The organism is Enterococcus ureasiticus (assembly GCF_001730285.1).
Lineage (GTDB): Bacteria > Bacillota > Bacilli > Lactobacillales > Enterococcaceae > Enterococcus_L > Enterococcus_L ureasiticus.
The window spans coordinates 167,960-182,707 of sequence record NZ_MIJZ01000012.1 but is presented as its reverse complement, the minus strand read 5'-3'; the positions used below and the strand labels follow the sequence as shown (position 1 = coordinate 182,707).

The window sequence follows — 14,748 nt, the reverse complement described above, 5'->3', positions numbered from 1 at the left end:
CTAAAGAAGGTGGGAGAAAAATATGAATAGTATCTTAAATATATTGATCGATATTGCAAGTACTCCAGCAATTCTGGTAGCTTTGATCGCAGTTCTGGGCCTGGGGTTACAGAAAAAGCCGATTTCAGATGTTGTCCGTGGCGGAATCAAAACATTTGTTGGTTTTTTAGTGGTAACTGCAGGAGCTGGTGTGATTGAAGGGTCACTAGCCCCATTTGGTGAAATGTTCCAGCATGCGTTTAATATGCAAGGTGTGGTACCCAATAATGAAGCAATCGTTGCCTTGGCTTTGACAAAATATGGGACATATACAGCACTTATTATGTTAGCGGGAATGGCGTTTAATATATTGATCGCCCGTATTACGAAATTTAAATATATCTACTTAACAGGTCATGCAACACTTTATATGGCTTGTATGATTGCGGTAATCATGAGTGTCACAAAAATGAGCGCAGTTCCATTAGTTTTAGTTGGCGGTTTAGCTTTAGGATTAGCGAATACAATTTTCCCGGCAATCGCACAGCCGTTTACCAAACAAATTACCAAAAATGATTCAGTTGCTTTGGGACATACAGGGAATTTTGGTTATGCGCTTAGTGGTTTTATCGGAAAATATGTGGGGGATAAAAAGAAATCAACGGAAGATATCAATTTTCCAAAAGGCTTGTCATTCTTACGTGATTCGACGGTTAGTATTACGTTGACGATGGGAATTGTGTATACGATCGTGGCCTTGTTTGCAGGGAATGACTTTATTTCTGAAAACCTTAGTAATGGGACAAATTATATTATCTATGCGTTACAACAAGCAGGGATGTTTGCGGCAGGTGTGTTTGTGATCTTGGCTGGCGTTCGTTTGATTTTAGCTGAAATTGTACCGGCATTTAAAGGGATTTCTGAAAAATTAGTGCCTAATTCGATTCCAGCTTTAGATTGTCCAATCGTCTTTCCGTATGCACCAAATGCTGTTTTGATTGGCTTTTTAACTAGTTTTGTTGGTGGGATCGTTAGTTTATTTATTATGATTGCAACAGGTACGACCGTGATTATTCCAGGTGTGGTGCCACATTTCTTCTGTGGTGCGACGGCCGGGGTTTTTGGGAATGCTACAGGTGGTGTTCGAGGAGCCGTAGTGGGTTCGTTTATTCATGGGGTGATTATTAGTTTTATGCCGATTTTACTGATGCCAGTTATGGGGGATTTAGGGTTCCAAGGGTCGACTTTCTCTGATACAGATTATGGTGTTGCGGGGATTTTTCTTGGTAAATTAGCGGATACGGGCGGTCAAATTGCAGTCGTTGTCGGCGTTTTAGCGGTGTTGGCGTTATTGATTGGATTAACGATTTTCGGCAAGAAAAAACCAACTGAAACGAAGGAGGCGGCATAATGGACACACAGAAATTTGCGGATCAGATTCGTTATTATACGATGAGAGAATTAGATAATTTAGGCTTTGGGCATTTTGGCGGTAGCTTGTCCATTGTTGAAACGTTGGCTGTTTTGTATGGAAAAGTCTTGAATGTTTCACCAGAAAGAAAAGATGATCCAGACCGTGATTATTTTGTTTTATCGAAAGGACATGCTGGGCCTGCGCTATATGCTACGTTGTTTTTAAAAGGCTATTTTGATGAAGCATTTCTTTTTAGTTTAAATCAAAATGGGACAAATCTTCCTTCTCATCCAGACCGAATCAAAACACCGGGCGTGGATATGACAACAGGGTCTTTAGGTCAAGGAATCTCAGCGGCAACAGGGATCGCAAAAGGCAATCAGTTGTTAGGCAAAAGTAATTATACCTATGCAATCGTTGGTGACGGGGAATTAAATGAAGGACAATGCTGGGAGGCGTTTCAGTTTGCGGCTCATCAAAAGTTGGATCATTTGATTGTATTGGTTGATGATAATAAAAAACAGTTAGATGGTTATACAACAGATATTTGCGATCCGTTTGATTTTGTCGAAAAAATGCAGGCCTTTGGGTTTAATAGTTGGCGTGTGGATGGCAGTGATGTTGATGCAATTGAAGTTGCGTTGAATCAAGCGAAACAAATGATTGGTAAACCAACAGCGATTGTTTTAGATACAGTAAAAGGACAAGGCGTTCCTTACTTTGAAGCATTAGTGGACAATCATCATGTTCGTCCAGATGAAGCAGGAAAGATAGCCATCAAAGAAGCGATTGACGTGTTGGCTGAAAAGATCGAGGTGAATCAATAATGAAAGACTTAGAAATGCGACAAGTCTATACAAAAACAATTTTAGCTTTAGCAGAGAAAGATCCAAAAGTTGTAGCATTAGAAGCGGATCTAGCAAGCTCGATGGGAACAAGTAAATTAAAAGAGCAACTAGGAAAACGTTATATCAATGTGGGCATCATGGAAGCAGAAGAAATGGGAGCAGCAGCGGGTCTTGCTGTCACTGGTTTTGTCCCGTTTATCCATACCTTTGCGCCATTTGCAACGAGGCGTTCCTTTGATCAAGTCTTTCTATCTCTTGGTTATGCTAAAAATCATGCGGTAATTGTAGGAACTGATCCAGGTGTTACGGCTGAAATGAACGGCGGCACACATATGCCGTTTGAAGATATTGCCTTGATGCGGGTCATTCCGGGAAACCATATTTATGAAGTGTCAGATCCATATCAATTTAAAGCGATTTTAGAATATGCCCATACGGCACAAGGACTATTCTATATTCGAACCATTCGCAAACAAGCGAAGGCACTTTATACTGGTGAGGAAGATTTTTCTAAAGGGTATTGTAGGCTAAAAAAAGGAACAGCAGGTACGATTTTTGCAAGTGGAATTATGGTGGAAGAAGCTCTTCAGGCATCGGAGGATTTAGAGAAACAAGGTATCTCAGTTCAAGTGATTGATTTGTTTAGAATCAAGCCGATGAATGAAGAAATAGTGATTGAAGCGGCTAAACTAGGACCAATCGTAACAGCAGAAAATCATAATGTAATCGGTGGATTGGGTAGTGCTGTAGCGGAAATAGTAGCTGAAAATCATCCTGTGAAAATGAAACGAATCGGTGTCAAAGAACAATTCGGTCAAGTTGGTAAAATGGCCTATTTAAAGGGAGTTTATGGATTGAAAGCAGAAGCTATTTCAAAAGCGATGGTGGATTTGTTAAATTAAGTAAACAGATGTAGAGTTTGGGTGTTTCTTCCAAACTCTTTTTTTAGTTGAGAAATAGCGAATCCATCTCGTTATTTCTTTTGTGCTATTATAAAAGAAATAACTATTTGTAGGAGAAAAAGATGAAAGAAAAGCAACCGTCAAAATTCAACTGGTACCACAAGCAATGGGGCAAACCCACACATGATGATCGTTTACTTTTTATTTTACTCACTGTAGGAACGTTTCAAGCTGGTTTAAGTTGGAAAGCAGCAGCTGGTAAATTAGAGGCATTTTTGAGAAACTTTCATAATATGGAGATTCAAAAAGTTGCGGCTATGATGCCGGACGATGTGGAAAAAATCATGCAAGATCCTGAAATGATTCGTAACCCAAGAAAAATCAACGCAACCATCCAAAATGCGCAAGCGATTTTAGCGGTGCAACAAGAATACGGAAGTTTCGCTGAATATATGTGGGATTTTGTTGGTGGTGTTCCACGTTTGAATGTTTATGAAGAATCGTATGAAGTGCCAAATTTCACACCGCTATCTAAACAGGTGGCGAAAGATATGAAAAAGCATGGATTTACCTTTGTTGGTCCAGTGGTCACGTATATGTTTATGAAAGCCAGTGGGATGATTCAAGATGAAGTGTTGAATCGAGAGTTTGATTAAGAAAAGGATAGTCCAAAATGGATTATCCTTTTTTGTTTTTTTAATAAAAATCAGTGCTAGGAAAATCTTCAAAAAAATCTGGCTGTAAAAATTGAATTAGCGCATAAATATACTTGTTGGCAATCATTTGACGTTTAAGAAGTTCATTCAAAGCACGTAAGGATTGTTCTGCTAATTCAATCATTCGCTTAGGTGAGTCTGCCTGAAATTGCGCCAATATTTCTCGGACTTCATTTAATGACCAAGTAGAGGCTCGAATCAAACGGATAAATAATAATTGTTGTAAGGCGTGTTCATCAAACATTCGATAGTTACTGTCACTATCCCGTGGGACTTCAAGGAGTCGTTCTTTGGTCCAGTGGCGAATCGTAGTTTCAGGAATCGCTAAACGTTCAGCTGTTTCACCGATCGTCAGCCAACCTCGAGTGGGTAACAGCGTGATTTCTTGCCATTCCTCTTCGTGGAGGAGGGATAAGGTTTGATCAGATATATTTTTTCGTTGATTTAGTTTAACTTGTTCTTCATTCAATAACCAAAAAGCAGTTGTAAAGTTATGGCTTTGGATAGCGGCCATAATGCCATTTGTAGCGTGATAGCCATAAGTGAGCGTAGTCGTTCGAACCGCACGAAAGTAATGCAAACTTTCTTCCGTATAAAGTCGATAACCACTGCTGCTTCGCTCAGGTGAGGGGATGAGTTGCTTTTTTTCATAATGCCGTAATAAACTGGTACTGATATTCAATTCTCTGGCAATATCAATGGGTCGAATACTCATGGGATATTCCTCCGGATAACAATGTTTTTGATTATTATAAGCTATTTAACAAGGTTTGTAATCTATAACCTTAGAACTTGCACAAATGTGCTACGATAGGGTTAGTCTAGTGGTATCTAGCTGGACAGGCTAACCTTTCGGGAAAAAGATAAAAATAGAATGAGACAGAAAGCGTCTCAGTCGATTTTTCCTATTTTCCAGTCAAGGTTGAACGAGCCTGTTCCGCTTTTAGTGGTATCTAGCTGGACAGGCTAACCTTTCGGGAAAAAGATAAAAATAGAATGAGACAGAAAGCGTCTCAGTCGATTTTTCCTATTTTCCAGTCAAGGTTGAACGAGCCTGTTCCGCTTTTAGTGGTATCTAGCTGGACAGGCTAACCTTTCGGGAAAAAGATAAAAATAGAATGAGACAGAAAGCGCCTCAGTCGATTTTTCCTATTTTCCAGTCAAGGTTGAACGAGCCTGTTCCGCTTTTATTGGTATCTAGCTATACAGGCTAATCTTTCGGGAAAAAGATAAAAATAGAATGAGACAGAAAGCGCCTCAGTCGATTTTTTTATTTTCCTGTCAGAGCTGGATGAGTTCGCTATGTTTTTAACTGTTATCTAGCTGCACAAATCAATCCTTAGGAAAATAGATAAATTGTCAGTGAAATGAAGGGCATTTCAATGCCAATTTCCTGATTTTCTACAGGATTAACCGATTTGTTCCGCTTTTATTTTAAGGAGGATTTTTATGACAGAATATGTAACAATTAATGGGGCACGAGAAAATAATTTAAAAAATGTCTCAGTAAAAATACCGAAACGAAAAATAACTGTTTTTACAGGTGTTTCGGGTTCAGGAAAATCTTCGATTGTATTTGAAACGATCGCCAATGAATCGCAACGACAATTAAATGAAACCTTTAGTGCGTTCATACAAAATTTTCTACCAAAATATCAGCACCCAGATGTGGACAGCATTGAAAATTTATCGACTTCAGTGGTTATCAATCAAAAGCGTTTAGGTGGCAATTCTCGTTCAACATTAGGAACGATCACAGATATCAATCCTTTGCTGCGCGTGCTTTTTTCAAGATTTGGGAAGCCTAGTATTGGAACAGCCAATTATTTTTCCTTTAATGATCAAGCTGGTATGTGTCCGGAGTGTCAAGGGATTGGGCGAACACTGAGAATCGATGAAGATAAATTTTTAGATCCTTCACAGTCTTTAAACAGTGGAGCGATCCAGTTTTCTGCGTTTAAAAATACAGAATGGCATATGAAAGGCTATTTAGATTCAGGCTTATTTGACAACGATAAGAAAATTTCAGAGTATACAGAGCAAGAATTGGATACACTGCTTTATGGAAAAGACATTAAAGTTAAAATCGAGGATGTTAATTTCACATATGAAGGGTTATTTGCAAAGTTCAATCGCCTCTATTTGCAAAAAGAAGGTGAAATATCACCACGAACCCAGAAACTGATTAATGAATATACCCATGAAGCAACTTGTCCGCTTTGCCAAGGAAAACGCTTGTCACAAGCTTCGTTAGCTGTAACAGTCGGGGACTATTCAATTGCAGATTTTACTTCTATCGAATTGATTAAAATGCTGGATGTCTTAGAAACAATCGAAATCCCAAATGCTACGCCGATCATTAAAAATCTGAAAGAAAAAATCAGTCACTTAGTTGAAATTGGGTTAGGCTATTTAAGTTTAGATCGAGAAACCGCAACATTATCTGGCGGTGAGTCTCAACGGGTCAAGATGGTCAAGCATTTAAATAATAGTCTGGTGGATTTGATTTACATATTTGATGAACCAAGCATCGGACTGCATCCTAGAGATGTTCATCGTCTAAATGAATTGTTGTTCAAACTAAGAGATAAAGGCAATACTGTGATTGTGATCGAACATGATCCAGATGTGATTAAAATTGCCGACCATGTGATTGAAGTTGGTCCTCAGGCAGGAAAACATGGTGGAAATATTATGTTTGAAGGAACGTATAAGGACTTACTCGAGTCAGACACGCTAACAGGAAACTGCTTGAAAAATCAAACAGAGTTGAAAAAACAGGTTAGACCAGCAGTCGATTTTTACCAAGGACGTCTTTCAAGTAAGCATAACTTAAAGGAGACAGCTTTACGTATTCCTAAAAAGACCTTAACGATGATTACAGGTGTGGCAGGATCAGGGAAAAGTACCTTGGTCAAAGAATCCTTCTTATCAGAATTTCCTGAAACCATCGTAATCGATCAAGCTGCAGCTCAAACAAATTCACGTTCAAATCCAGCAACGTATATTGGGATCATGGACAACATCAGAAAGCTATTTGGAAAAGCCAACGATGTTTCGCCTTCATTATTTAGCTATAATTCCAAAGGCGGCTGTGAAAATTGTAAAGGGCAAGGATTCATCGAGACAAATTTAGCGTTTATGGAAGCGATAAAAAGCGAATGTGATGTGTGTCATGGCAAACGCTATAAACAAGAAGTGTTAGATTATCAGTTCCAAGGAAAAAACATCACAGAAGTATTAGCATTGACAGTTGAAGAGGCATTGGCATTCTTCAAAGAGCCGGCAATTTTGAAAAAAATCGAAGCAATGGAACAAGTTGGTTTGAGCTATTTAACCTTAGGACAACCGATGAATACCTTATCTGGCGGGGAATGTCAGCGGATGAAATTAGCCAGTGAGTTTTACAAAAAAGGCAGTATTTACGTTTTAGATGAACCATCAACGGGACTTCATTTATCGGATATCGAACACTTGACGGAAATCATGAATCATTTGGTTGATCAAGGCAATACGGTTATTGTGATCGAGCATCATGTTGATTTGATCAAGCAGGGGGATTGGATCGTTGATATTGGCCCTGATGGCGGTAATCAAGGTGGGGAAATTGTTTTTGAAGGAAAACCAGGAGACATAAAACAGAGTACTTCAATTACAGGACAATTTATCTAGTATTATAAACTAAAAAAAGTCGAAGAGATTAATTTCTCTTCGGCTTTTTTTTATTGTGCAATGCTATTGAAAATAAAACATCTTTAACAGCATTATAAGCTATTCTTGATTAGCAATAGATTCTATAAGTGCGAATATATTCTTCCAGTCTCGTTCATTAGGTGGGAAGTCCCAAATATAAATGTTTGAGGCTAAGGGATGGTCCTGTTCGTCGAAATGGAAATCGGATAGTAATAGATCGTATTGCTCATTATAGACTTGCTGCTTGGTTCCAGTATGAATGATCAAATTGTGACTAGACTGCTTGAGCAATTTTTGACTCAGGTATTCCTCACTGAGTGGCTCTACGGTACAGATTAATTTTACGAAAATTTCCTTTTTAATATCTTGAATGTTGATAGAAGAACTAAAAATTAGCAGGATATTGTAAAGTAAATAGTCTTGATCAAAGTGAATTCTGCTTTTCGGAAAAAGATGGAGCACGCTTTTCATAATTAATTGTGACTGTTTAAAAAAAGGACGATTAGTCTCTTCGATGGAATCTAGGACGTTTGGAATCGTTGAATGATGAATAGTCAAATCTGAAAAAATAACGGTATATATATAAGAAGAAATAAGTTTGAAAATAAGTTTATTTTCATTTATAAATACAAGCCGTTCATTTCGTCTTTTATAAGAGTGGATCAAGCTTATAGCAAATACATAAGCGAGTGTTTTCTTTTTTTTATGCCACTTCACTTTGATTTCATAATCGCCATGAAGTTCATCAAAAACAGGATTTGATATTAAAATCAATGCTAAAAAGGTCCATTCGTTGGTCTGATAAGTACTTGGTACATTAGCTTTTATGAAGGGCTTCATATAATAGGAATAGCGCTGAAGATAGGGATCGACTACATATTTATCAGGAGCTGTAATTATAAAATGTTGATGCTCATATCGGATTTGATTGATTGCTAACCGATATAAAAATTGAAGTCGCTCAGTTTCTGTTAATTGAAAAGACATAGCAGCCATTTTTCTATCATAACTTTCTGAGATATCTTCAAACGAGATCGATTTAAATGGCCATTGTGAACTTTTGATAACAGACCAATAAAAGCGGTAAAAAAATTCTCTGATCAAATATTCAGGTCCTGAGATCACAAAATTATTCATATTAAGCGTCAGCCCATTCTCATTGAAATAAGTGGCTAAGCTTTTGAGTTTTCGATAAATCGTACTAGTTGAGACATAAAAAATATCTGCTAAGTCCGCCAAAGTATATCCTTGTTCTTGAAAAATCAAGTCGATCAATCGATAGCTGATAGTGTCTTTGATAAACAAGCTTTCTGTTTCTCCAATGGAGTGTAGCGGTGTTACTTGTAAAAAAAAGCCCTTATTTTTTTTACTAATAATTTCAAGGCTATCGTTTTGGTCATATTTAATTTGTCTTAAAAGATTCAATGTTCGATAAGTTGCATCAGATGAGCACTTTCCAATTTTTGATAGTTCTTTTTCAGTGAACCAGCGTTCATTGTTATAAAGCGTTCTCAAAAAGAGTAGAGATCTCTTTTCTTGATTGTCTAATAGATTTTCAATAAGTCTTCACCTCACAATTATTATAGTCATGCGAGCTTACTTTTAACAGATTAAATTGTTTGTTTTGAACTTTTTTTATTTTAATTGCCAGTTTTTGAATGATAAGAGTGAAATATCGAACAATCTGTGATTGCAATGATATCAAGGGTTGAACGTATAATTTAGAAATAAAAATAAGATTCTGTTTATTTTTATTTCTAAAACATCAGTTGTTTAATAAGGATTTTGAAGTAGAATAGCGCATGATATTCACGTAACATGAGTTTTGAGCAAACGAGATAGTTTGCAAAAAATATATTTATAATAAAAAAATATAATAAAGAAAAGGAGTGGCAGATATGAAAATTGGTTATACGAACCGATCGTCTAATGAAGAGTATGAAATTCTATATCAACTAGGATGTGAATCGATTGTCGATCGTGATATTTATTTAACAGAAATCGACAGTTTTGAACAGTTTGTAAAGGAGAATATCGATCACGAGATGATCATCGTCGATTTAGCGAGTATTGGTAGTAAATTTACGATCAACCAATTATATCCTATTTTGACACTCATTAAAAAGAATAAGGGTTCGTTGATCATCAACGAGTTCTCTAAAACAAATGTGTTTACTAATGGGCTCTATATAGAATTTCTATACTTAATGGCGACTCATGATAAAAAGGCCTATCGAATTAGAGCAGATGAAGCATTAGAAACAGCTAAGAAAAATGGAACAGCAAGCGGTAGGCCTGCTATTGATTTGGATATCATCGAACGGATTCGTTATATGTATGATAAAGAACATATGACGATCCAAGAAGTTGCGAGAGCTTGTAATGTTTCAATAGGAACCGTTTATAAATATACCAGAGTAGCTGTTGAGAAGTAGACGGTAAATTCCAATTTTATTTTCTTCTACTTCTTATTGAATAGGATGAAAATAATGTGTAAACAGCTTGAGAGGAGGTGGCGGTCTTCTAAATGATGATGGAAAGAACAGTGATGTAAGGAGTGAAAGCAGTCCAATGAAGCAACAACAAACAAAAATAAAGAAGTGGCATTTATTAGGTATTGGTATTACGATCCTAGGATTAGGTATTTGGGTGAGCCAAGCTAGTACAGCTCTGAAAGCAGAAACAGAAGCTGGAGTAACGCAAGATAAAAAAGCGGCTACTGAAGACAAGGTAATTCAAATTTCTAGCAGTTTAAACCCAAAGTTACCTATGGTTACAAATGAACAAGGGCTACAAGCTACACCAAAAGTTGTGACAATTACGCAAAATAGTCAGTTTCCTACGGCTGGAACGTCACAAAAAGAAGTAGCTAAATTAATAACAGGATTGACGATTCCCACACCTTCATCTGGTATTGATTGGGAATACGTGGACAGTACGGGCGCAATTATCGAGCCAAGTAGTGCTGCCGTTGGATTTCAAACAATCTATGTTAAGATCACTGAAAAAAATGGTTCTTCAAGTATTCAAGTACCAATTCCAGTCAGCGTAACGGATAGTAATACGACAGCAGTCTTGACGAATCAAGCAATGATCAAAGCAGATGCTCAGATTATTCTTTATCCAGATGAAATAAAGGATAAGACAAATGAAGAGCTACACGCATTGATCCAAGCCAAAGCCAATCTAAGCGCTTGGGATATGAGTAATGGTTCAGAGCTAAGCGCTTCTGTATCAGAAACCAAGATCACAAACGATAAAATTGGCGATTACACAGCAACATTTACGGTGGATTTAAATGGAGAGTCAGCTACTACAACTAGAACAGTAACTATTTTTGGTGCAACGCTAAAATCTCCTTCCTCCATTTCAGTAGCTCAGAATGAGACCTTAGATATGGGAAAAAATGCTAGTTCAATTTTTGCCAACTATCAAACTATTTCATCTCTTGAGGCAACAGATGCAACCTATGAATGGGTAGCAGATAAAGCGGGAACACCGACAGAGCCGAAAAACACATTTGATACCAGCAAGACAGGGTTCAATTGGGGCTACATAAAAATGGCTGATAAGAAGAAGCCAGAGATTTCTACAGTAATTCCAGTTCCGATTACAGTTACCAATGAAGTTAATACTATTGTAGAAAAGAAGGTAGCTTTCGGTACAACTCGTGGAATGAATATTATTAAACAATCCGAAATCAGTGGGAATGATCCTACGCAATTAAACAATATTTTAAAGGATAAGCTGAAAATCAATGCATGGGACCTGACAACAGGAGCGGACGTACCGATTGAGATTACTGACTTAGGTGGTTTAACTGGAGAATCGACCGTCGGAGTATACGAGCTTACTTTCTCTATGACATTACCAGATAATTCAGTTAAGACCGCTAAAAGAGCCTACACACTGTTGAGTGATGAGATATTCGCTGGCACATCAGGTGCTTCAACTAACAATATGTCTAGAAGTGCCTTTGATGATATATTCGGAAATTCATTAGATGGATGGACTTCTATTCCTTTGAATGAGAAAGCAATAATCACAAATCCAATCAATGGGTCTCAAATCAGTTTTCCAAAAAGAGGGCTGACCGTTGCTGGGCCGGGTGCTACAGTACAACAAGGGTTTATTGTGAAGGATGCTTCGGAAGTAGCTTATGTTCATAATAATGCTAAAGTATCCACGATCCCCTTTGTTAATGGGCAGGCCGTATATCCAAACGACATTAACGGTTTAATAGGATCACATGCAGCAGATAGAGTTATGGGAATCGGTTATGGGATATTAGATGCAATGTTTGAAAGTCAATACTATTTAAAAAAGGGCAACGAGCTTAAACAGATTTTAGTCGATCAAAAGAATCAGCTGATTTATGTTTATGATATAAAGCTTAGTAGGAATTTGAATTTTTCAATCAATTTATCTATGTATAATACAGCTTCGACAACACGAAACTTAGCGATGTTGGAGAATGTAGACACCAATTACTACAATGATAAAGTAGCACTCTATGCTTTAGGTGATAACAATGGGTTTTATATGAAGCCTCAAGCAGGGAAACAATTTGCGATCAAGCTTAAAGATTCGTCTGGTGCTTATTTGTCGGATTATACAATGTTTGCAGCAGGAGCTTACGGTAGCTGGGTGGGGAATTATCCAGATGTGCCAATGAATTTAAGTTCTCTGAATTGGTTTAACCATGATTTTTCACGAGCAGGAATCGAGCAATACAATTATCCTAAAGACCACGTTATTCTAAATTATGTTGATAGTGCCTATCAATTGGGAGCACCTTATCGCCCAGTAGCAACGAATCAAGCTTTAAGGGCAGGGTATGAAGTTTTTGCTGGGACAGAGTTGCCATATATGCGATTGAGCTCAAATCCGAAAGATTGGAATGTTTATGCCGATTATAATGGCGGTGACTTTGTCACAGATTACACTTTAGCTTCTATTCCTAGTATTGGGGGATTTGGAACCCTTTATGTAACGTATCCGAATCAGCAAGAGCATAAAATTCCATTCATAGCAGACGGAAACAAGGAGTCTAATGGCAGATTAACAATTCCAAGAGCAACCTTACCGACTGTATTGAACGATGAATCTGGTACGATCAAGAGTTATACGACAGGTATGCTAGGAGTTTATGAATCAAATGATAAATTGAAATCCTTAACTTCAAATGATTATTCCATGGCAATCAATGTGTACAGTATTGGTGCTTCACCCATCGCACAAACGGTTCAAAGAAATTCAGCATGGACAAAAGCTGCCAGTGCATTGGTCAAAGATCCTGTGATCTTACCTGGACACACAGCGATTTATGAATATGTAGGGGCTCAAGTCGATACATCAAAACTTGGTATACAAACAATTCAAGTGAAGATGACCGACAAAGAAGAACCAACTCAATCAAAAATCATCAATGTGCCAGTCAATGTTGTTGATGGAACGGCACCAACAACAGGCCTAAGCATTGTAGCAGACGATTTTTCACTAGCAAAAGGTGATTTAACAGGTTTATCAGCAGAGGATATCAAAAAGTTGATTTTAAAAGAATCCAAAGCTGTAGGCTGGGATAATGCTACAGGCTTGTCTACAGGTGTGACAGTATCTGTTAAAACAACGGATTTAACAACGAGTGCAAGTCCTGGTAATCAATATAAAGCAACGATTCAAGCAGTAAAAGGCAGTGTAACAGCTGAAAAAACGATTACGATCACGATCACTTCAGAGTTTTCAGCTAAAGCAGTTCCTCAGACTGTTCCATTAGGAGCCGATGAAAGTTATTGGAAAGATGCACTTTTAAAAGCTACGGTCAATGAAGTCAAAAATGGGAGTAGTACAATCTCTAATTATAATGTGAGTTTAGTCACAGCTCCTGTAACTAATCGTATTACGACAAGTAGCTCAATGACGGTCAAGGTGACTAATGCGGCTAATTCAAGCCAATCGATGGAAGTGAATGTTCCAGTAAATGTAACTTGGGGCAATTCAATCGCTCTAGGTGGTAGTGGAACAAATATTACTGATCTTGGTCAATCAAGTTTAGCATTTACCTTACAAGAAGATCAAAGTGGTCGTCCATATATCCGTAGCGCTTACGGTAATTTACCACAAGCAAATACGAATACGCCGTTTGTAAATGCGTCAGCTACAGGGGCATACTTCTTCCAGTTTACGCGTATTGATATGTCTAGTCAGGCAACCGGGCAAGCGAAAGCGAAAGAGGTAACGAATGGAACCTCTTCTGGTTCAGCACTCCAAGCTTTAGGTGCTCGAACACCGGCACAAGTAATAAATGATTTGGGGACAAATGGCAAACTAGATGTGAATTATGGGGATGTTTTAAAACTGTATGTACAAGGAGGACAACATGTCCTGTACACGGCCAATCAAGGTCCAGAGCAACCAATGAAAGAATTATCCAATATGGAAACATTGTTTGTCGTTGTGACCAAAAATGGCTTTACACCACTATATTTCAATCAGTTAACAGCGAAAGAAGTTGAAATCGCAACAGAATCAACAGCTACAAATGCGCTATATGCTGCGCATTATAATAGCATGACGAATTACTTTACTATTCCAAGTGGATCAACGTCTAACTATGCACGTATCCAACCAAATGGCTTCAAGACGTATCCGAAACTTAATCTAGCAGTAGGTGAAAAAGCGGCAGGTAGTGTGTTGGTCACAGAACCGACTAGCACAACAAGTAATCAGTATTTACAACTGAGCTACAATCTAACGTTCGTTGGTAGTGGGCCTGATTTACAAATCGTTACACCACTGGCATCACTAAGCTTTGGTACTCAGACAATCAAGTCTTACAGTCAAGAAATTAAACGAACAGATCCAAATTGGGGCTTCACGGTATTGGATAGTCGTCAAATCAAATCAGCATGGGTCATTCAAGCGAAAATGAGTGAACCATTCAAAACGAGTGGAGCTAACGCTAAGCAACTAAAAGGTGCAGAGCTAAAAGCCAAACAAGCCTCAAGCACAGTTAGTTTAAATAGTGGATTCCAAACGGTTTATACCAAAAATAATCCTGAAGCCAGCAATAGTGTAACCTGGACATCAGACAAAGGTTTCTTCTTACAAGTACCTCCAGGGGTAATTGATAAAGATGCAGCATATTCAACAGAAGTCGAGTTTCTTTTAACCAATGCACCATAAAATAGGAGGAT

At 37.9% G+C, this 14,748-nt stretch carries 9 protein-coding genes; 7 read left to right on the top strand and 2 right to left on the bottom strand.

Annotated elements, in window-relative coordinates; all coding sequences use genetic code 11:
• Nucleotides 1–22 precede the first annotated feature (22 nt).
• The 4 genes from BCR21_RS06920 to BCR21_RS06905 all read left to right on the top strand — a co-directional run bounded on the left by BCR21_RS06920 (nt 23) and on the right by BCR21_RS06905 (nt 3,799).
• Nucleotides 23–1,390 carry a PTS ascorbate transporter subunit IIC gene (locus BCR21_RS06920; protein ID WP_069645752.1) on the top strand — a complete coding sequence of 456 codons (1,368 nt, stop codon included), beginning with the start codon at nt 23–25 and terminating at the stop codon, nt 1,388–1,390.
• On the top strand, nt 1,390–2,220 hold the full coding sequence (locus tag BCR21_RS06915) for a transketolase (RefSeq protein ID WP_069645751.1): 831 nt from the start codon (nt 1,390–1,392) through the stop codon (nt 2,218–2,220). The genes BCR21_RS06920 and BCR21_RS06915 overlap by 1 nt, the downstream gene beginning before the upstream one ends.
• Nucleotides 2,220–3,143 carry a transketolase family protein gene (locus tag BCR21_RS06910; RefSeq protein WP_084013255.1) on the top strand — a complete coding sequence of 308 codons (924 nt, stop codon included), beginning with the start codon at nt 2,220–2,222 and terminating at the stop codon, nt 3,141–3,143. The genes BCR21_RS06915 and BCR21_RS06910 overlap by 1 nt, the downstream gene beginning before the upstream one ends.
• Nucleotides 3,144–3,265: 122 nt before the next feature.
• Nucleotides 3,266–3,799, top strand: a complete 534-nt coding sequence (locus tag BCR21_RS06905; RefSeq protein WP_069645749.1) for a DNA-3-methyladenine glycosylase I — start codon at nt 3,266–3,268, stop codon at nt 3,797–3,799.
• A 40-nt stretch (nt 3,800–3,839) separates the two neighbouring features.
• Here the strand turns inward: BCR21_RS06905 and BCR21_RS06900 are convergent, their stop codons facing one another.
• Entirely contained in the window at nt 3,840–4,574 is a 735-nt protein-coding gene (locus tag BCR21_RS06900; protein WP_069645748.1) for a MerR family DNA-binding transcriptional regulator, read from the bottom strand.
• 734 nt (nt 4,575–5,308) lie between these two features.
• Between BCR21_RS06900 and BCR21_RS06895 the strand changes: the two genes are divergently transcribed.
• Nucleotides 5,309–7,531 (top strand): ATP-binding cassette domain-containing protein, encoded by a 2,223-nt coding sequence (locus BCR21_RS06895; RefSeq protein WP_069645747.1) that lies wholly within the window; start codon nt 5,309–5,311, stop codon nt 7,529–7,531.
• Between the two features lie 99 nt (nt 7,532–7,630).
• On the opposite strand, the gene BCR21_RS06890 is transcribed toward BCR21_RS06895, so the two are convergent.
• Entirely contained in the window at nt 7,631–9,067 is a 1,437-nt protein-coding gene (locus tag BCR21_RS06890; protein WP_069645746.1) for an AcpB/EbpR/MafR family transcriptional regulator, read from the bottom strand.
• A gap of 383 nt (nt 9,068–9,450) precedes the next feature.
• Here BCR21_RS06890 and BCR21_RS06885 point away from each other — a divergent pair, with 383 nt between their 5' ends.
• Nucleotides 9,451–9,987, top strand: coding sequence for a helix-turn-helix domain-containing protein (locus tag BCR21_RS06885; protein WP_069645745.1), 537 nt, complete (start codon nt 9,451–9,453; stop codon nt 9,985–9,987).
• A gap of 136 nt (nt 9,988–10,123) precedes the next feature.
• On the top strand, nt 10,124–14,737 hold the full coding sequence (locus BCR21_RS06880; RefSeq protein ID WP_069645744.1) for a hypothetical protein: 4,614 nt from the start codon (nt 10,124–10,126) through the stop codon (nt 14,735–14,737).
• The last annotated feature ends 11 nt before the right edge of the window (nt 14,738–14,748 follow it).

Bases quoted from the DNA above. Each gene is read 5' to 3' on its own strand.
- BCR21_RS06905 (WP_069645749.1), top strand. From the start codon at position 3,266: ATGAAAGAAAAGCAACCGTCAAAATTCAACTGGTACCACAAGCAATGG.
- BCR21_RS06910 (WP_084013255.1), top strand. From the start codon at position 2,220: ATGAAAGACTTAGAAATGCGACAAGTCTATACAAAAACAATTTTAGCT.
- BCR21_RS06895 (WP_069645747.1), top strand. From the start codon at position 5,309: ATGACAGAATATGTAACAATTAATGGGGCACGAGAAAATAATTTAAAA.
- BCR21_RS06900 (WP_069645748.1), bottom strand. From the start codon at position 4,574: ATGAGTATTCGACCCATTGATATTGCCAGAGAATTGAATATCAGTACC.
- BCR21_RS06880 (WP_069645744.1), top strand. From the start codon at position 10,124: ATGAAGCAACAACAAACAAAAATAAAGAAGTGGCATTTATTAGGTATT.
- BCR21_RS06920 (WP_069645752.1), top strand. From the start codon at position 23: ATGAATAGTATCTTAAATATATTGATCGATATTGCAAGTACTCCAGCA.
- BCR21_RS06885 (WP_069645745.1), top strand. From the start codon at position 9,451: ATGAAAATTGGTTATACGAACCGATCGTCTAATGAAGAGTATGAAATT.
- BCR21_RS06915 (WP_069645751.1), top strand. From the start codon at position 1,390: ATGGACACACAGAAATTTGCGGATCAGATTCGTTATTATACGATGAGA.